The organism is Acinetobacter sp. NEB149 (assembly GCF_012516415.1).
In the GTDB taxonomy this organism is placed as follows: domain Bacteria; phylum Pseudomonadota; class Gammaproteobacteria; order Pseudomonadales; family Moraxellaceae; genus Acinetobacter; species Acinetobacter lwoffii_V.
The window spans coordinates 1,594,632-1,613,131 of sequence record NZ_CP051208.1 but is presented as its reverse complement, the minus strand read 5'-3'; the positions used below and the strand labels follow the sequence as shown (position 1 = coordinate 1,613,131).

Here is an 18,500-nt window from a genome sequence, read left to right as displayed (position 1 = left end):
TCTCAATATTTTTAACGGCTCTTCAGATAGAAAGGCAATGGCAAACAGACCTCAAAAATTTTCCTATTTTATCAGCGTATCATCTCTATAATTTATGCTTAGTATAGAAAGCGGGATAAAAAATAAGCTTTTTAACCCTCCAAAGGTTTTTAACAGTATTTAGGGCTCAGGTTGAATATTGGCTAAATTTCTTTCTTGGTTCAGATCATAATAGTTAATTACAAAGATCAATAGGGCAAAAATAAAACCTAAAATGACACAGGCAGACCAGCCATAGCTTTTCCATAAATGCAGCGATAAAAATGCTCCCAGACCAGCACCTGAAAAATAACAGGTCATATAGATGGCATTAATCCGCGAGCGAGCCTGCATTGAAATTCGATAGACCAGATTCTGGTTCAAGACATGTAAACAGGAAATTCCGAAATAAGCCAGAATCAAGCCCAGGATATAAATCCATAAATAATTCTGGGCAAAGAATAAGGGAATCCAGGCCAGAATCAGTCCGCATGTGGCCAGGTGTGCAATCAATTTTTCCCGATGTCTGCCAATCATTTTACCGGTCCATTGAGAGGACCAGATGCCGACCACACCCACAATACCCATGAGACCAATCTGGAAATCATTAAAATGATACGGTGCTTCAGCCAGAATAAAAGTCATGGTAGTAAAGATAATACTCAGCATGCCAAAACCCAAACCTCCGATCATACTACGCCGGATCAGCATGGGTTCTGTTCGGGCAAAGGTAAATAGTGAGCGATAAATTTGCAATATATTCATCTGCAACTGGCTCTTGGCACTCGGCAACTGGAACCACATGGCCAGACTTAGCAGAAGAATTGCACAACCACTAAATAGGTATACCGCATGCCAGGACCATAAAGTAGAAATCAGTCCGGCCACGGTACGGGCAAATAGAATACCAACCAGAACACCACTCATGAGCAGGCCAACGACTTCGGCACTTTTATCACGTTGCGACAGGCTGGCGGCAAAAGGAATCAGAATCTGGGTGGTGATCGAACAAAAAGAGGCGAGCAGAGTAAAGCCATATAACATATGCAGATTGGTACTGGCTGAAAGCCCAATAAGTGCCAGTCCGGTACAGAACATCAAACTGCAGATATACAGCCGTTTTTCAAATAAATCCCCCAAGGGGACAAATAAAAATAACCCGGTGGCATAGCCAATCTGGGTCAGTACTACAGTCCAGCCAGACTGCGCTACACTGATCTGCAGATCCTCTGCAATAGAATAAATCAAGGGCTGGTTAAAATAGTTACAACCTGCGCAGAGTGCGCAGGTCATTGCCATCATGAACATGAAACGGCGTGAAATTTGCCCTTGGGCTGACATCCTTGTCTCCTGAGGCTTTAAAAACTATAGTTGGCAGAGAGGTTGATACGCGAAATATCTGTTTCCTTGTTGTCAAAGGTTTCACGCTTGCCATGATGATATTCTGCACCTAGGTTAATCTTTGGAACAGGAGAATAGATCACGTTAGCTACATAGTCCGTTAAACGTTTATTGGTTTCAGGATTCGCGCGTGCATAGTCGCTGGAATCATCAAAATCAACAATGCTGGCATTAATACTACTCCGTAGTTTCGGCGTAAATTTATGTGTGAAGCCAATATTTATACTATTGAACTCATTGAGCAAAAGTTCATTATTAATTGGATCGACTGAATAATCGCCACCCCAGGTAGCGCCATCAGTTGTTGATCCTTGAGTTAAGAAAGCTGCAATACGCTGATCACCGACCATATGGAAATAGTTCCCTTGAATCGAGTTTTGATCATCTAAACGGTAACGTCCACCAACTCCCACACCCCAGCCAACTTTCTCGATATCGCCTGTCGCAATCTGTGCCTGCTTTTGATTGACAAAGCCTTGAGCTAATAAATGAAGAGAGCCTGATTGATGAACATATTTAGTGGTTAAAGCAGGTAAGGCAGAAGAACGATCGCCACCGGCCATATATTCCAGACCGACATTCCAGGTATTTTCCGGATCAAGTTTGAAAGCATAGCTCACCTGAGGGGTACGTAAGACTGATCCACCCAGGAACAAGCTGTAGTCGACAGCTTCAGTGCTAATCTCTGGTGTAGACATCAATGACCAGGCCTGACCAAACGTCCAGTTATAGTATTTTAAGTGTGCATGACGGATACGTAATCCACCATCGCCTTTACCATTGTTGGTCCAGAAGTCGGCTTCTAAACGAGCAGAAACATTCGGATTGCCTCCTAGATCTTTGGCCAGGAAACCAATCCGGCTGGCAGCCGCAGTAAAATCGGAACGTACAGAATCCGGTTCAGTAAAAGGTACTTTATTAATCTGGTTAATGGTACGGCCACGGGCTTCAGTAGTACTTTTGAAATCGACTGCACCATCAAAGCGGATCAAGCCATAAACATCGACATTATCTACCATTGAACTCAGCGTTTTAGAGTCTTGCGCTTTGGCTTGTTCCTGCTGGTTCTTTAATGCAAGTTGCGCGGCTTTTTGTTGTTCTAGTTCTGCCTGGATTTGCTTTAACTGTGACTCAAGAAATTGCATACGGTCTTCAGAAGCTTCTGCTGAAAATGCCTGTGCTGAAGCAATACCACATAATGTCGCTAAAACTAATTTTTTCATTTCTTAATCCCTAAAGAAATTTTTAATCCTGAATGAAAGGAGACCTTTCTATACTGACGTGTTGTAAATATTTGAAGTGAGGAAGGCAGCGATTTGACCTGCCTTCCGAAGTAGGGTTTATTCTGCTTTTTGCGGATCGTATAAACGGTCTTTAATAAACAGGGCAGGAATCAAACCGCATAGGAAATATGCTGCACCCATTACCAACAGACCTGTACCGATCGAACCATGCATCGCAAGATAACCAATCGTAATTGGCGCGAAGATTGCACCGATACGACCAATATTGAATGCACCGCCCACCGCTGTACCACGAACACCAGTCGGGAAACTTTCGGTTAGATAGGTTGCATTGATGGCATATGGAATACCGTACAGGAAGCCGAAGATTAGCATCAGTACGCCAATGTTATCGGCATTATGCATATACACCACGACAGGGATAAATAGCGCTGTTCCCATGGTGCCGAAAGCAAACACAATACGGCGACCAATTTTATCAGCAACATAACCTGCAATGATTTTGGCGAATATCATGGTCAAGAAAGTACCAATCATATAGATCGCCATTTCCTTGAATTTGATCCCTAATTCCGCTTCCAGATAACTTGGCAGCCAGTTGCTCACCCCAAAGTAACCGAATAAGAGAAAACCTGAGCTGAATGACCATAAGATAAACATTCTGCCGTGTGTTTTATCTTTTAAAATAGTGATATATGGATTGCCTTTTTTTGCATTATTATCGACGATCTGGCCAGTTCTTTTCATTTCCCGAACACGTTTCCACGATTCTGGTTCAGGCACCATAAAGTGCATGAGGATACCGAGTGCTAAAGGTGCAATGGTAATCCAGTACAGCATACGCCAGCCGAACTCAGGAATAATCCAGCCTGAAAGCATGGTAATCACCAGAGAACCCAGAGTAAAACCGGTCATCAATGTTGCCAGCACTGTGGTACGGTATTTGGTTGGCACATATTCAGACATCAAGGTATTACAGGCAATATATAAACAGCCTAAACCCAAGCAAGAAAGAGTACGTAAAATTGCAAATTCAGTATAAGACTGAGCAAAACCTGAGTAGGCTGACAAGATCGAGAAGGCGATGGTGGCCAGTACAATGACGCGGACACGTCCAAATTTGTCGCATGCCCATCCACCAATAAAACCTCCTATCCCCATTCCTAAAAGAGAATAACTTCCCAAGGCACCGGCCTGTACAGAAGTTAGTCCCCATTCAGCTTTCAGACTGGTCAGACTGAAAGCCAGAATCCCGATATCTGCACCGTCACAGAGCAAAATCAGAAAAGCAAAGACAAAAGCCGTCATCCATAGACGTTTTGGCGCCTGTTTAATGGTATCCGTGGAGGAGACATCGGTTTTATTGTCTCCTGTTACGATGGTATCGCTTGTCATTTTTATATCCTCTATATATTAAAAGTAGCATTTCCTCTGCTACCGCTAAATCCATTTTTCTTCCTCACGGAAACATTTTCCTGATCTAACAGACTTGCTCTGCATACAACAGCCGCTGCATTTATTATCAGGCTACATTCGATTTTTCACGCTTTACGCTAAATCAAAATCATCTCATTGCTGGAAAATTTGATTTCGTAAATTAATTTTAAGTTCTGCCTTATGGTGATTATTCATTTAAATGAATAATCAGATTACATTTAAAATACTTAATTCCGTATTGCGAAATCAATTAATCATAAAATAACCAGATGAACAAGAGTTTTTACTCTATTTTTAGTAAAAAATAACTTTTTTGAATTCTGGAGTTAAAAATCCTTGATTTATAGCTTGAGAAACCTTAGTTTTATATAAAATAAAATTTCGCTATACAAAATAAATGGAGTTTTTTAATGGAACAGGTCGTTCAAATAGAACAAATCTCAACTCATGTAGCGATGGTTAAAATTCATCGACCAGAAGCGAAAAATGCCCTGAATACAGAAGTTCGCCAGAAACTCGCGGCGGCTTTTTTGCAACTGAATGCCGATGAAAATATCCGTGTCATTATTCTTACCGGTGGTGAAACAGATTTCGCAGCAGGAGCTGATTTAAAAGAACTGGCCAATGCTGAAACCATTCAAATGATGCAACGTCGCACTGAACGTTACTGGCAGGCGATTGCACAGTGTTCAAAACCGGTGATTGCAGCTGTAAACGGTTATGCACTTGGCGGTGGCTGTGAACTGGCCATGCATGCAGACATTATTATTGCCGGGAAAAGTGCCCAGTTTGGTCAGCCTGAAGTGAAAGTGGGGGTTATGCCGGGTGCTGGTGGTACGCAACGTTTATTCCGTGCAGTGGGTAAATTCCATGCCATGCGCATGATCATGACCGGTTGTTTGGTACCTGCACCGGAAGCCTATCAAATTGGTCTGGTGTCCCAGGTGACTGAAGACAGTGCAACCCTTGCAACTGCCATCAAGATGGCAGAAGGGCTGGCAAAAATGCCACCAATTGCTTTGGAGCAAATCAAGGAAGTGGCTTTATTGGCCGAAGATGTGCCGCTCAATGCCGGACTTACCCTGGAGCGTAAATCTTTCCAGATGCTGTTTTCTTCAGAAGATCAAAAAGAAGGTATGCAGGCCTTTATCGAAAAACGTAAACCGAATTATCAGGGACGATAAGCATGAGTATTCAGATTCAGAAAATCGGCATTATTGGTGTAGGCACGATGGGTGCAGGTATTGCCCAAATCGCGATTCAGTCTGGTCATGATGTGATACTGTTTGATGCCAAAGAAGGGGCAGCTGAACAGGCACAGGACAAACTGGCCAAAACATTAAATACCTTGGCAGATAAAGGTAAATTCAGCCATGAAAAAGCCGCTGAAGATATTGCTCATCTGTCGACTGCGCAGCAGCTAGAAGACCTGAAAGATTGTGACTTGATTGTTGAAGCGATTATTGAAAATCTGGACATCAAGCAAAAACTGATGCAGCAGCTTGAAGGAATTATAAAACCAGAAGCGATTCTGGCATCCAATACCTCTTCATTGTCGATCAGTGCAATTGCTGCCAATTGCAGTCAGCCAGAGCGTGTTGCCGGTTATCACTTCTTTAATCCGGTCCCACTCATGAAAGTAGTCGAAGTGATTGAAGGCTTTAATACCCGCGCTGATATTATTGAAGCATTAACCCAGCTCTCTACAAAAATGGGTCATCGTCCGGTCAAAGCTAAAGATACTCCAGGATTTATCATTAACCATGCCGGCCGTGCCTTTGGTAGCGAAGCCTATGCAATTTTGAATGAAAATGTCACACCATTTTATGATATTGACAGGATCTACCGTGACGGAATCGGTTTCAAAATGGGGCCGTTTGAATTAGGTGATCTGACCGGTATGGATGTCTCGCACCCGGTGAGTGAATCGATTTATCATCAGTATTATGAAGAAGCACGTTACCGTCCAAGCGTGATTACCCGTCAGCGTTTTATTGCCAAGCAGTTAGGTCGTAAAACTGGTAAAGGTTTCTATGATTACACTTCAGGTAGCAAAGAAGGTGATGTTACTCCAGCATTGGTTGATAAGCTAAGTCAATATCCATCAGTCTGGCTAGGCACCGAATATGACGAAGACCGTCAGGCACTTGAGCAATATCTGCAACAGTTCAACATTCAGATTGAGCAAACTGAGATACCTTCAGCAGAGGCTTTAATCCTGATTGCCACTTATGGTGAGGATGCAACATCAGCTGCGATCCGTTATCAGCTGGCACCTCAGCAAGTGGTGTGTATCGATCTGCTATATGGTCTGCATAAACACCGTACCTTGATGCCAACTTTTGTCACCCAACCTGAGCTGGTAAAAGCAGCCCAATCGATTTTCAATCTGGATGGTGTGACCGCCAGCGTAATTCAGGAAAGCGTCGGCTTTGTGGCTCAACGTGCTTTGGCAATGATTGTGAATCTCGGCTGTGATATTGCCCAGCAAGGCGTTGCAACGGTAGAAGATATCAATATCGCGGTGAAATTAGGCCTTGGTTATCCGTATGGACCAATTGAATGGGGGATGTGCTGGGAGCTGAAAAAATTCTAAAAATTCTGGATCGTATGACTGCGATTACCCGTGACCAGCGTTACCGTTCAAGTCCTTGGTTGCGTCGCCGTGTTCAGCTTGGTCTACCACTTGTTCATACAACACATTAATTAGAAAGTTAAAGGAATAACACTCATGTTAAATGCATATATTTATGATGGTTTACGTTCACCAATCGGTCGCCATGCAGGAAGTCTGGCAAGCGTACGTCCAGATGATCTGGCAGCTACAGTCATTAAAAACCTGCTGAAAAAAACCGGTATCCCGGCAGCAGATGTAGAAGATGTAATCTTTGGTAGCACCAATCAGGCCGGTGAAGACAGCCGTAATGTGGCACGTTTTGCAGCGTTGTTAGCGGGTATGCCGGTAACAGTTCCAGGTCAGACGGTAAACCGTTTATGTGCATCAGGTCTCGGTGCTGTGATTGATTCGGCACGTGCCATTACTGCAGGTGAAGGCGAGTTGTACATTGCCGGTGGCGTAGAAAGCATGACCCGCGCACCTTTTGTGATGGGCAAAGCAGAAAGCGCGTATTCACGTGATGCCAAAATTTATGACACCACAATTGGTACCCGTTTCCCGAACCGTAAATTTACGGATCAGTTTGGCGCGCACAGTATGCCTGAAACAGGTGATAATGTGGCTGAAGAGTTCGGTATTAGCCGTGAACAGGCTGACACCTTTGCCGCTGCATCACAGGCAAAATATCAGGCAGCGAAAGAGGCAGGTTTCTTTGAAGGTGAAATTACCCCGATTGAAGTTTCTCAAGGACGCAAATTACCACCTAAACAAATTACTGAGGATGAGCATCCACGTGCATCTTCAACATTTGAAGCTTTATCCAAGTTAAAACCGCTATTTGAAGGTGGTGTAGTAACAGCGGGTAATGCATCAGGAATCAATGACGGCGCTGCAGCACTGATTATCGGCAGTGAAAAAGTTCAGGAACAGTATGGCTTAAAACCTTTGGCTCGTATCCTGTCTTCTGCAGCCGCTGGCATTGAGCCACGCATCATGGGTGCAGGCCCAATTGAAGCGATTAAAAAGGCAGTACAACGTGCTGGTTTGACGCTAGACGATATGGATATCATCGAGATTAATGAAGCCTTTGCCAGTCAGGTATTATCTTGCCTGAAAGGTCTGGATGTCGCTTTGGATGATCCGCGTGTCAATCCAAATGGTGGTGCGATTGCCATTGGTCATCCACTGGGCTGTTCGGGTGCGCGTTTGGCTTTAACCGTTGCACGTCAGTTACAGCGTACCGGTAAAAAATATGCCGTGATTAGTCTGTGTATCGGTCTGGGTCAAGGCTTGGCGATGGTGATTGAAAACCCTGAAGCTGCATAACAGTTTAGTCATAGTCTTAATGCCATGTATCTATGATATGCATGGCATTCTTTATTGGGATTTTTCTTTCAAAATAAAAATCCCTGCACATGCAGGGATTGATTACATCACTGTAATGATTTACTTACGGGCAGTGACTAATAAAGTCGCTGAACCAAAAGCATAAACTTTACCTTCTTTATCGATAATTCGGCCTTCTGAGGTCAGTACATTACGCCCGATCCGGATGACTTCACCAATAGCTGTATAGGTTTCGCCGCTTTTCATCGCTTTCAGCATTTTTACATTCAGGTCAATGGTCGAGAAACTGACACCTGCATCTACTGTCGTATGCACGGCAGCGCCAGTGGCACTATCTAGAACCGTTGCACAAAAGCCGCCATGAATACCACCCTGTAAATTATAATGGCGCTGATCAGGACGCACCTCATATTCCACATAGTTTTCGCGCACCAAGGTCAGACGCATGGGAATAATTTCACTCATGGCTGAGCTGGGGATTTCCCCATTTTTAATTGCGGTAAGATATTCAAGTCCGTTTAATTGTGATGTGGGCATATCCACTCCTTGTAACGATTTATTTCGCTTTATGAAATAATATTCTGTTTTCCTGAAATTATGATATAACAGATAGTGATCAAAATGCTATATTTTTCCAGGATGGAACGATGACAATAAAAAATCTCGTCACAGATGCTGAATGGCAGGCACGTTGTGAACTCGCAGCGCTTTATCGCATTATCGCGCATTACCGGATGACGGACCTGATCGATACTCACATCAGTTTAAGAGTTCCCGATCAACCTGACTGTTTTCTGATTAATCAGTATGGTGTCGCTTTTGAAAAAATGTGTGCTTCAACGCTGGTGAAGATTAATCATGAAGGGCAGGTTGTAGAAAGCTATGAACAGGACAAGCCGGTGAATATGGCGGGCTTCGTCATCCACTCTGCAATTCATGAAGCACATGCTCATCTGAACTGTGTCATTCATACGCATACCGCAGATGGCATAGCAGTTTCTGCACAGAAACACGGACTTCTTCCTATTTCCCAGCATGCGTTGAAATTTTATCAGCAGGTGGCCTATCACGAATATGAGGGCGTTGCATTGTCAACAGATGAACAGGAACGCCTGATTCAGGACCTGGGCAGCCATCGCGCCATGATTTTGCGCAATCACGGACTTTTAACGGCTGGCGAAACGATTGCACGGGCCTTTCATGAAATCTATTTTCTGGAGCGTGCCTGTCAGGCACAGGTGAAGGCCTTAAGCGGTGGTGCTGAATTGCATTATCCAGCAGAAGAAGTCCGAATTAAAACTGCCAAGCAGTTCGCCAGTCCTTTAGTTGAACCGATTTTACAGCGTGCCTGGCAGGCTGCATTATCCCTGATTGAACATCAATATACGGAGTATGCATCATGATTGTGATTTCCAGTACTGTGCCGAATATTGAGGCGATTCTGGTCAAGTCTTTTCAGAAATATGCGCCTGCTGGCAGTTTCTGTACAGTGGACAGCCTGGAAGCTGAACAGGCGACCACAGCAGCTTCGTGGTTTCCAGATCTGGAAAAACTTCGGCAACTTCCAGAACTTGGTCTAATTCATTCGATTGCTGCAGGGGTCGAACATTTAAATTTAAACGAGATTAGAGCTGACCAGTCAGTCTGCCGGGTACTGGATCCACATCATCAAAAAGGCATGCTTGATTACCTGCTCTGGGGCGTGCTGTATTTCCAGCGTTATTTTGACTGCATGATCCAGCAGCAAAAGCAGCAGCTATGGAAACAGTATCGTCAAAGTTATAGCCATCATATCCAGATCGGAATTATGGGACTGGGGCATATGGGTGGATACGTATCAGAACGTTTCGCAGACATGGGCTATCAAGTCTCTGGTTGGTCGAATTCCCCAAAAGACATTAATCAAGTTAAAAGCTATGTAGGCCAAGAACAGCTTTCCGAATTCCTGGCTCAAAGTCAGATTCTGATTAACCTGCTGCCACTCACTGAAGAAAATACCGGCATTCTTTCTGCTGAATTATTTCAGCGGTTGCCTGAGCAGGCGGCATTAATTCATGTCGGGAGGGGTCAGCATTTAATTGAGCAAGATTTATTAAATGCATTAGATTCCAGCCAGTTACGTGGTGCAATTGTCGATGTATTTGAACAGGAGCCATTAGCTGCTGAACATCCATTCTGGCAGCATGAAAAGATCGTTGTTACACCACATGTTGCCTCACATGCACCCATGTCTGTGGTGGTGGAACAGATTCTAGAAAATGACCGACGTTTAAATCTCGGGCTGGATTTATGCCATCAGGTAGATGTTAATAAAGGCTATTAATTGTAGGGATACCGGCAAAAAAATAAGGAAATTAATGATGTGGGAAACGATTCAAACTCAGGTTCAGCAAGGCGTCGCAACCTTAAGCTTTAACCGCGCGGATTCACTCAACAGTTTTAACCAGCAAATGCATGAGGAAGTGCAACAGGTGCTGAAAAACTGGAATACAGATCCGAATATTCGGGTAATTGTGATTCGCGGTAATGGCCGGGCATTTTCAGCGGGACAGGATTTAAAAGAACGTGCTGGACAGCTCGGCAATGTGCCTTTGCCACCGCAAGGCTCGCTGGCCAAATACTATAATCCCTTGATTAATCTGATCCGCCAGAGTCCCAAACCGGTAATCGCAGCAGTGAATGGTGTGGCTGCTGGTGCAGGTGCCAATATCGCGCTGGCCTGTGATCTGGTCATTGCCAAGGAAAGTGCCCGATTTATTCAGGCCTTTTCTAAAATTGGCTTGATTCCTGATGCCGGTGGCACCTGGATGTTGCCACGTTTAATCGGTTATGCACGTGCCATGGCACTTACTTTTCTGGGGGAACCGGTGTATGCCAAAGAGGCCGCTGAAATGGGCATGATCTGGAAAATGCTTCCAGATACAGAATTTGATGCTTATATCGACGACATTGCACACCGATTATCTCAACAGCCGACTTATGCGCTGGCTTTAACCAAACAGGCCTTGCAACGCAGTGCTGAAAATAACATAGACCAGCAACTGGAGCTGGAACAAAACCTGCAATATCGGGCTCTGAGCAGTCAGGACTATAAAGAAGGTGTCCAGGCTTTTGTCGAAAAACGCCCTGCACAATTTACCGGATGCTAAGGAGAGCATTTATGAAAATTCAGACCCGTATTACCGAGCTTTTAGGCATTCGCTATCCAATTATTCAGGGCGGCATGATGTGGGTCGGTACCGCAGAAATGGCCAGTGCCGTATCTAATGCAGGTGGCTTGGGAACATTAACGGCATTGACTCAACCGACGCCTGAAGCCTTGGTCAAGGAAATTGCACGCTGCCGAGAAATGACCGATCAGCCTTTTGCGGTCAATCTGACTTTATTGCCCGCTGTGAATCCGCCGCCATATGCAGAATACCGACAGGCGATCATTGAAAGCGGTATCAAAATCGTAGAAACAGCAGGCAACAAGCCACATGAACATATTGAGGCGTTTAAGCAACACGGCATTATTGTCATTCATAAATGTACTTCCGTCCGTCATGCGCTTTCAGCACAAAGAATCGGTGCGGATATCATTTCGATTGATGGTTTTGAATGTGCGGGCCATCCGGGTGAAGACGATATTCCTGGCCTGATTTTAATTCCTGCCGCTGCGGATCAGCTTACTGTGCCGATTGTGGCCAGTGGCGGTTTTGCTGATGGCCGTGGTCTGGTCGCAGCTTTGGCTTTAGGTGCTGAAGGCATCAATATGGGTACACGCTTTTGTGCGACTCAGGAAGCGCCGATCCATTCAAACATCAAACAGTTCTATGTCGATAATGATGAAAGGGCGACACATCTGCTGTATCGACAGTTCAGGAATACTGCCCGTGTTGCCAAAAATGCGGTATCTGATCTTGTGGTGAAAATGAGTGAAGATCCAAACCTGCAATTTGAACAGATTCGTCCCTATGTCAGCGGTTTAAAAGGCAAGCTCGCTTTAGAAAATGGCGATATTGATGCTGGTGTACTGACTGCAGGTCAAGTGATGGGATTGATTCATGACATTCCGACTTGTCAGGCGCTGATCGAAAATATCATGCAGGAGGCAGAGCAGATTGTTCAGCAACGTTTAGCTCAATTTTTTCCACGTTAATCAACTTTAGTGAAGTCGCTGAATAGAAAAGCCATTCCACCATGAATGGCTTTTTTCATCCTGTATATTTTTTATTTTTAAATGGGAAATTTCATCGAATGACTAGATTTTATTCTTTAAATTATATTATAGTGGATTTAAAACATAATTTCGTATTATGAAATTAATTGTCATAAATATACAAATTAGAACTCATACAAGGGAATTACGATGAGAAATTATATTGCGCCATTAAAAGACATGAAGTTTGTCCTGAAAGACCTGTTAAACGTTGAACAGAAATATCAGGGCTATGCAAAATTCGCAGACAAGGTTTCTATGGATATTATGGAGCAATATCTGGAAGTCGCTGCGGACTTTTGCCAAAACGAACTTCTACCGATTAATGCGACAGGCGACCAGCAGGGTTGCCGTTTGCAGGATGGCGTCGTAACCACCCCGGATGGGTTTAAAGCAGCTTATGACAAATATGTAGAACTCGGCTTTACCTCATTAACTGGTGACGAAGCATATGGCGGTCAGGGCTTCCCGACCTTATACCGTATTGCCATTTCTGAAATTATTACCGCAACGAACTGGTCTTGGGGCATGTACCCAGGCCTGTCCCATGGTGCCATGCGTACTTTAGAGCACCACGGTAGCGATGAACAGAAACAGAAATTCCTGGTACCTTTAATTGCAGGCCGCTGGACTGGAACCATGTGCTTGACTGAATCTCATGCCGGCTCTGATCTTGGCCTGATTCGTACCAAAGCTGTGCCAAATGAAGACGGTAGCTATAGCATCAGCGGTGAGAAAATCTTTATCTCAGCCGGTGAACATGACCTGGCTGAAAATATCGTGCATATCGTACTGGCACGTTTGCCAGATGCACCTGCGGGAACCAAAGGTATTTCGCTGTTTATTGTGCCGAAATACAATCTGGATGAAGCAGGTAATGTGGCTTCCCGTAATGGTGTGGTGTGTAGCGCCATTGAACACAAGATGGGCATTCACGGCAATGCGACCTGTGTGCTGAATTTTGATAATGCCAAAGGTTTCCTGATTGGGCCTGAAAATCGCGGTCTGAACTGCATGTTTACCTTTATGAACTCGGCACGTATCGGTACAGCTATTCAAGGCTTGGCAGCAGCAGAATCTTCTTATCAGGGGGCATTGGCTTATGCCAAAGACCGTCTGGCGATGCGTTCTCTTGAAGGTGCAAAAGTGCCAGGCCAGCCTGCAGATCCGATTATCGTGCATCCGGCAGTACGTAACATGCTGCTGACTCAAAAGGTGTTTGCAGAAGGTTCACGTGCACTTGCATATTATCTGGCGACCTATGCCGATATCGCTGAAGCCACTGACAGCCCGGAAGAAAAGAAAGCAGCTGAAGACCGTCTAGCATTATTAACCCCTATTGCCAAAGCATTAATGACCGAAACCGGCATAGAAGCGGCTAAACATGGTATGCAGATTTTCGGTGGTCACGGTTATATTGCTGAACATGGCATGGAACAGATTGCCCGTGATGCACGTATTGCCAGCCTCTATGAAGGAACTACTGAAATTCAGTCCATTGACTTGCTGGCGCGTAAAGTGCTGGGCTCAAAATTGGGTTTGCTGACCGCATTAACCGATGAAATTCAGGGCTTTGTAAAAGAGCATCAGCAACATATCCAGTTCAGCCAGCAAGTTGCACAAGTCAGCCAGTTGACTGAACAATGGCTGAAATTAACCAGAACCATTCAGGAGCAGGCTCAACAGTCTGCCAATGAAATTGGGGCAGCATCAGTTGACTACCTATATTTCTCTGGTTATGTCGTGTCCGCTTATTTGTGGCTGAAGATGGCAATTACTGCGCAGCAGAAAATTGAAGAAGGCAATACTGATCCGTTCTATGCAGCCAAGATCAAAACTGCACAATTCTTCTTTGCGCGTATTTTGCCAAGAACTTCAACCCACTTTGCCAATATTCAGGCGGGCGGTGAAAGCCTGTTTTTACTTGAACCTGAAGAGTTCAAATTCGATTAAACCTTTTGACCCACGATACTCGTGTCGTGGGTCTTTTTTAATAATTTTTGCATCCTCACCCAATTCAAATATTGAGATTTATTCTCGGATATTGAATAAACCATAAAACAACAAGATCAGGAGTCTATATGGATTTAGACATGATTACTCGACAGTGTCCTTATGCTGATCTGCAGCTTAATTTTCATGAAGTCGGACAGCGTTCTGCATTTCCGACTATTATTTTGATTCATGGCACCGGTGGAAATACCGACAAGCATTTCAGCTATATTTTTCCGATGCTGGGTATTCATCAGCGGGTTTTATCCATTGATTTGCATACCCCCGATAAAGCCGATCTGGCGGTGACTGATTTTAGCCAACAGGTTGAAGCATTGATTCAGCATGCAGTTGCAAAAGATGAAATCATTACAGTGGTAGGCTATTCACTCGGTGCAGTGATTGCTGCACAAGTAGCAGCCAGTTTAAAACAGCGCGTAGCGCGTTTGATCCTGTTAGCCGGTTGGGCCAAAACTAGCTCGGTGCAACAACTGCGTACCGTTATCTGGCAACAGTTATTTACTGAACAATCTGCGGCCTTGCCTCATTTTGTCAATTATTGCCTGTATAGCGATGATTATCTGTCTGCACGAAGCGAACAGCAGGTGCTGGATCTGGCACGCTTTGTTAAACCATCCCAAGATGCAGCCAAACAGCGTGAACTGAATTATCGCATTGATATTACATCAGCTTTATCTGACATCTGTGCAGAGACTCTAGTCGTTGCCTGTCGTGAAGACCGCATGGTGCCTGTAGCGCAAGCTAAACTGCTGTTTGCTTCAATTTCGAACAGTCGCTATATCGAAATTTCTTCAGGACATGCGCTCTATGTCGAAGCGCCAGCCGAAGTGGTGCAACTGGTAAACCAGTTTAGCCAGCATCCAGAACAATATCCGGTGAATCAAAAAATCCAGCCTTATATGCCTTAAAGGAGATAAATAATGCAAGCTAAAGGACAGCGCAGCAAGATTCTAATTGTAGGCAGCGGTTTTGGTGGTTTGGGAATGGCAATCCGCCTTAAACAGCAGGGCATCCACGATTTTAAAATCATTGAACGTGCAGCAGAAGTGGGCGGTACTTGGCGTGACAATACCTATCCCGGAGTCGCCTGTGATGTACCTTCCCATTTATATTCTTTCTCGTTTATTAAAAATCCCAACTGGTCGCGTGTCTTTCCACAAAGGGTAGAAATTCAGCGCTATTTAATTCAATGCTGTGATCAGGAAAATATCCGGCCCCATATTAATTTTCATACCCAACTGGAAAAGGCCAGCTGGAATGCACGAGAACGCATCTGGGAAATTCACACCTCTATAGGTCTGTATCAGGCTGAGATTTTAATTACCGCAACCGGGCATCTGGCAGATGAGCATCTCCCGAAAATTCCGGGGCTGGAAGAATTTGAAGGCCAAGTGATGCATTCCGCGCGCTGGAACCACGAGCTGAATCTGGAAAATCAACATGTCGTTGTGGTGGGTTCTGGTGCTTCTGCCATCCAGCTTGTGCCGGAAATTTCCAAAACAGCCAAAAGCCTGACCGTCTTGCAACGTAGTGCGCCATATATTTTGCCCCGACCAGACCGAGCTTATTCTGAGTCAGAAAAACAGCTTTTCCGCAAAGATCCGGACAGTATGTCGGCCCTCAGACATTCCTTGTTCTGGGGCAATGAATACAATTTTGCCCAACGCCGTAATCTGAAAAGCCAGATTGAGCGGGTCAAGAAAAACTGCCTGCAATTCTTAAAACATCAGATTTCAGATCCTGAATTACAGCGCAAACTTACGCCGAATTATGAACCTGGTTGTAAGCGCTTATTGCTTTCTAATGATTATTATCCGACTTTTCTAAAACCAAATGTCACACTTGAAGACTCAGCATTGGCAGAAGTTATGAAAGACGGTGTATTAAGCCAGGCTGGAAATAAATTTTCTGCAGATATCAGCGTATTTGCGACAGGATTTGAAGCGGCACGTCCACCCTATGCCGCAAAGGTGGTGGGTAAACAGGGTTTAAGCCTGGAGCAGCAATGGTCCAGCGGTATGCAGGGTTATCAGTCAACGACCGTACACAACTTTCCAAACCTGTTCATCCTGAATGGGCCAAATACAGGCAGTGGACATAATTCAGCACTTTATTTTCTGGAAACCCAGTTTGATCTGGTGCTGGATGCCTTGCAGTTTTTTGAGCAGGAACAGATTCAGGTCTTTGAAGCAGATCAAGAAGCTGAAAATAGCTATATGCAGGAGCTACAGCAGCTTTCGCAAGGTAGTGTCTGGTTATCGGAAAGCTGTAAAAGCTGGTATCTGGACCCGGTCAGTCGCAAGCTGACTTTGGTCTGGCCGGATTATGCTCACTCATTTAGAGATAAAAATCAGCATTTTATTCGTAGCAGTTATCACTATCAGTATATTGAATCGAGACAGCAGAAAGTGGTTTAAAAATATTTAATTAAAATCAAAATCTTATGGTTTAAATAATACAAAATAAATGTAAATCCAGGACAGGAGTATAGTCATGAGCATTCAGCCATGGATGGAAGAATATAAAAAGTGGAACATTAATCCGGAGTTTACCCGGCCAGATCCTGAGAAAACCCTGAGCACGACAATTGCTGAGAATTTGGTAAAATTTCAGGATAAAACAGCATTTTTTTATCTGGATCGCAAATTCAGCTATCACGATATCGATGTGTATAGCCAGAAACTGGCTAGCTATTTACAGAGTCTTGGGCTGACTGCTGGCAGCCGTATTGCGGTGATGTTACCGAATATTATTCAATATCCAATCGCGACCTTTGCCATTATTCGGGCCGGTTATGTGCTGGTCAATGTCAACCCCATGTACACCCAGCGCGAGCTCTATCATCAGCTACAGGATTCAGGTGCAGAAGCCTTGATTATCCTTGGACAGACTTTGGAGCAATTAACAGCATTAGAGGAATGTCCTCAACTCAAATATGTTATTTCGACGCATTCGCCAGATTTTATTCAAGAGCAGCAAAGTGCTATTTATAGTCAGGCAACACAATATCCGGATAAACAGTTCTTTGACTTTAGGCAGGCAATAAATCAGGTAGAAATTATTGATTTCAAAACACCTGTACAGCATCAGGAAGATACGGTCATTCTGCAATACACGGGAGGTACCACAGGTGTTTCTAAAGGTGCAGAACTGAGCCATCGCAATATTTTATTTAATATCGCCCAGAACAGTACCGTATTTATCAGCCATTTTGGTGACCGCTATGCCACTGAAAATGAATATGTATTCTGTGCCTTGCCGCTGTATCACATTTATGGATTTACCATCTGCCTGTTCAGTTATGGTTTAAGCCGTGGTTTCGCCAATGTTCTGATTCCAAATCCGAGAGATCTGGATGCTTTGGTAGATCAATACCAGAAACATCCACCGACCGTTTTTCCGGGTGTGAATACCATGTTTAATGCCTTGGCGCATCATTCACATTTTCGTGAACTGGATCATTCAAGCCTGAAAACCACAACCGGCGGAGGAGCATCTATTCTGAAAAATACGGCAGAGTTATGGCATGAGGTTACAGGCTGCCAGATTTATGAAGGCTACGGACTTTCTGAAACCTCACCAACTGCAACTTTTAACCCTCCTTTAAGCCGGCGATTTAGTGGCACGATTGGCTTGCCATTGGCAGGGACTGAAATTCTGATTCTGAATGATGAAGGAGAACCTGTAGAGCTTAATCAGGCTGGAGAAATCGCCATACGTGGTCCACAGGTGATGAAAGGATACTGGCAGCAACCGGAAGCAACAGCACAGGTATTTACCAAAGATGGTTACTTCCTGACAGGTGATATCGGTTGTATGGACGAACAAGGCTATATCACCATTCTGGACCGCAAAAAAGACATGATTCTGGTGTCCGGATTTAATGTTTATCCCAATGAGCTGGAAGGCGTACTGTCCAAACATCCTAATATACTGGAATGTGCAGTGATTGGTATTGATGATGAAAAATCTGGACAGGTACCCAAGGCATTTATTGTGAAACAGGATGAAACTCTGACCCAAGATGAAGTCATGACTTATCTGAAGCAGCAACTGACCAGTTATAAACTGCCGAAATTCATTGAATTTGTGTCCGAACTACCAAAGTCTGCAGTAGGCAAAATTCTGCGTCGTGAACTGCCTCGTAATGTTCAGCCCAGCGCTAAGGCCTGTTAAGGAATGATCTAATCCATTATCTTTAAAGTAAAAAAGGAATCGAAAG

At 44.3% G+C, this 18,500-nt stretch carries 14 protein-coding genes and 1 pseudogene; 11 read left to right on the top strand and 4 right to left on the bottom strand.

The features are described 5' to 3' along the window. Nucleotides 1-159: 159 nt before the first annotated feature. The 3 genes from HGD77_RS07735 to HGD77_RS07725 all read right to left on the bottom strand — a co-directional run bounded on the left by HGD77_RS07735 (nt 160) and on the right by HGD77_RS07725 (nt 4,058). Nucleotides 160-1,359, bottom strand: coding sequence for an MFS transporter (locus HGD77_RS07735; protein WP_004730978.1), 1,200 nt, complete (start codon nt 1,357-1,359; stop codon nt 160-162). Between the two features lie 17 nt (nt 1,360-1,376). Continuing rightward, nucleotides 1,377-2,642 carry a DcaP family trimeric outer membrane transporter gene (locus HGD77_RS07730; RefSeq protein WP_004730976.1) on the bottom strand — a complete coding sequence of 422 codons (1,266 nt, stop codon included), beginning with the start codon at nt 2,640-2,642 and terminating at the stop codon, nt 1,377-1,379. Nucleotides 2,643-2,759: 117 nt separating this feature from the next. Beyond that, on the bottom strand, nt 2,760-4,058 hold the full coding sequence (locus tag HGD77_RS07725; RefSeq protein ID WP_004730974.1) for an MFS transporter: 1,299 nt from the start codon (nt 4,056-4,058) through the stop codon (nt 2,760-2,762). 452 nt (nt 4,059-4,510) lie between these two features. On the opposite strand from HGD77_RS07725, the gene HGD77_RS07720 reads away from it, so the two are divergent. From HGD77_RS07720 to HGD77_RS07710, 3 genes and pseudogenes are all read left to right on the top strand, one after another. Next, nucleotides 4,511-5,284, top strand: a complete 774-nt coding sequence (locus tag HGD77_RS07720; RefSeq protein ID WP_004730972.1) for an enoyl-CoA hydratase — start codon at nt 4,511-4,513, stop codon at nt 5,282-5,284. A gap of 2 nt (nt 5,285-5,286) precedes the next feature. Next, a pseudogene (locus HGD77_RS07715) lies at nt 5,287-6,806 on the top strand (3-hydroxyacyl-CoA dehydrogenase). A gap of 25 nt (nt 6,807-6,831) precedes the next feature. After that, a complete protein-coding gene (locus HGD77_RS07710) occupies nt 6,832-8,043 on the top strand; it encodes a 3-oxoadipyl-CoA thiolase (protein WP_004730968.1) in 1,212 nt (403 codons plus the stop codon). 120 nt (nt 8,044-8,163) lie between these two features. On the opposite strand, the gene HGD77_RS07705 is transcribed toward HGD77_RS07710, so the two are convergent. Beyond that, on the bottom strand, nt 8,164-8,601 hold the full coding sequence (locus HGD77_RS07705) for a PaaI family thioesterase (RefSeq protein ID WP_004730966.1): 438 nt from the start codon (nt 8,599-8,601) through the stop codon (nt 8,164-8,166). A gap of 110 nt (nt 8,602-8,711) precedes the next feature. Between HGD77_RS07705 and HGD77_RS07700 the strand changes: the two genes are divergently transcribed. The 8 genes from HGD77_RS07700 to HGD77_RS07665 all read left to right on the top strand — a co-directional run bounded on the left by HGD77_RS07700 (nt 8,712) and on the right by HGD77_RS07665 (nt 18,454). Then, complete coding sequence (locus HGD77_RS07700) at nt 8,712-9,467, top strand: class II aldolase/adducin family protein (protein WP_004730963.1); 756 nt, start codon at nt 8,712-8,714, stop codon at nt 9,465-9,467. Further along, nucleotides 9,464-10,387: a 2-hydroxyacid dehydrogenase gene (locus tag HGD77_RS07695; RefSeq protein WP_168730774.1), complete on the top strand. Its 924-nt coding sequence runs from the start codon at nt 9,464-9,466 to the stop codon at nt 10,385-10,387. Before HGD77_RS07700 ends, HGD77_RS07695 begins: the two co-directional genes overlap by 4 nt. A 37-nt stretch (nt 10,388-10,424) precedes the next feature. Further along, nucleotides 10,425-11,213, top strand: a complete 789-nt coding sequence (locus HGD77_RS07690) for an enoyl-CoA hydratase-related protein (protein WP_004730960.1) — start codon at nt 10,425-10,427, stop codon at nt 11,211-11,213. 11 nt (nt 11,214-11,224) lie between these two features. After that, a complete protein-coding gene (locus HGD77_RS07685; RefSeq protein ID WP_004730958.1) occupies nt 11,225-12,205 on the top strand; it encodes an NAD(P)H-dependent flavin oxidoreductase in 981 nt (326 codons plus the stop codon). Nucleotides 12,206-12,415: 210 nt separating this feature from the next. Then, nucleotides 12,416-14,218, top strand: a complete 1,803-nt coding sequence (locus HGD77_RS07680; RefSeq protein ID WP_004730955.1) for an acyl-CoA dehydrogenase C-terminal domain-containing protein — start codon at nt 12,416-12,418, stop codon at nt 14,216-14,218. 128 nt (nt 14,219-14,346) lie between these two features. Beyond that, the gene (locus HGD77_RS07675) at nt 14,347-15,186 is read left to right on the top strand and encodes an alpha/beta fold hydrolase (protein WP_004730953.1); all 840 of its coding nucleotides are present in this window, start codon (nt 14,347-14,349) and stop codon (nt 15,184-15,186) included. A 12-nt stretch (nt 15,187-15,198) separates the two neighbouring features. Next, nucleotides 15,199-16,695, top strand: coding sequence for a flavin-containing monooxygenase (locus tag HGD77_RS07670; protein ID WP_004730950.1), 1,497 nt, complete (start codon nt 15,199-15,201; stop codon nt 16,693-16,695). A 76-nt stretch (nt 16,696-16,771) separates the two neighbouring features. Further along, nucleotides 16,772-18,454, top strand: coding sequence for an AMP-binding protein (locus HGD77_RS07665; RefSeq protein ID WP_004730948.1), 1,683 nt, complete (start codon nt 16,772-16,774; stop codon nt 18,452-18,454). The last annotated feature ends 46 nt before the right edge of the window (nt 18,455-18,500 follow it).

Excerpts from the sequence above, each read along its gene's own strand:
- HGD77_RS07665 (WP_004730948.1), top strand. The coding sequence starts at position 16,772 with ATGAGCATTCAGCCATGGATGGAAGAATATAAAAAGTGGAACATTAAT.
- HGD77_RS07670 (WP_004730950.1), top strand. The coding sequence starts at position 15,199 with ATGCAAGCTAAAGGACAGCGCAGCAAGATTCTAATTGTAGGCAGCGGT.
- HGD77_RS07710 (WP_004730968.1), top strand. The coding sequence starts at position 6,832 with ATGTTAAATGCATATATTTATGATGGTTTACGTTCACCAATCGGTCGC.
- HGD77_RS07705 (WP_004730966.1), bottom strand. The coding sequence starts at position 8,601 with ATGCCCACATCACAATTAAACGGACTTGAATATCTTACCGCAATTAAA.
- HGD77_RS07700 (WP_004730963.1), top strand. The coding sequence starts at position 8,712 with ATGACAATAAAAAATCTCGTCACAGATGCTGAATGGCAGGCACGTTGT.
- HGD77_RS07720 (WP_004730972.1), top strand. The coding sequence starts at position 4,511 with ATGGAACAGGTCGTTCAAATAGAACAAATCTCAACTCATGTAGCGATG.
- HGD77_RS07695 (WP_168730774.1), top strand. The coding sequence starts at position 9,464 with ATGATTGTGATTTCCAGTACTGTGCCGAATATTGAGGCGATTCTGGTC.
- HGD77_RS07685 (WP_004730958.1), top strand. The coding sequence starts at position 11,225 with ATGAAAATTCAGACCCGTATTACCGAGCTTTTAGGCATTCGCTATCCA.
- HGD77_RS07680 (WP_004730955.1), top strand. The coding sequence starts at position 12,416 with ATGAGAAATTATATTGCGCCATTAAAAGACATGAAGTTTGTCCTGAAA.
- HGD77_RS07690 (WP_004730960.1), top strand. The coding sequence starts at position 10,425 with ATGTGGGAAACGATTCAAACTCAGGTTCAGCAAGGCGTCGCAACCTTA.
- HGD77_RS07725 (WP_004730974.1), bottom strand. The coding sequence starts at position 4,058 with ATGACAAGCGATACCATCGTAACAGGAGACAATAAAACCGATGTCTCC.
- HGD77_RS07675 (WP_004730953.1), top strand. The coding sequence starts at position 14,347 with ATGGATTTAGACATGATTACTCGACAGTGTCCTTATGCTGATCTGCAG.
- HGD77_RS07735 (WP_004730978.1), bottom strand. The coding sequence starts at position 1,359 with ATGTCAGCCCAAGGGCAAATTTCACGCCGTTTCATGTTCATGATGGCA.
- HGD77_RS07730 (WP_004730976.1), bottom strand. The coding sequence starts at position 2,642 with ATGAAAAAATTAGTTTTAGCGACATTATGTGGTATTGCTTCAGCACAG.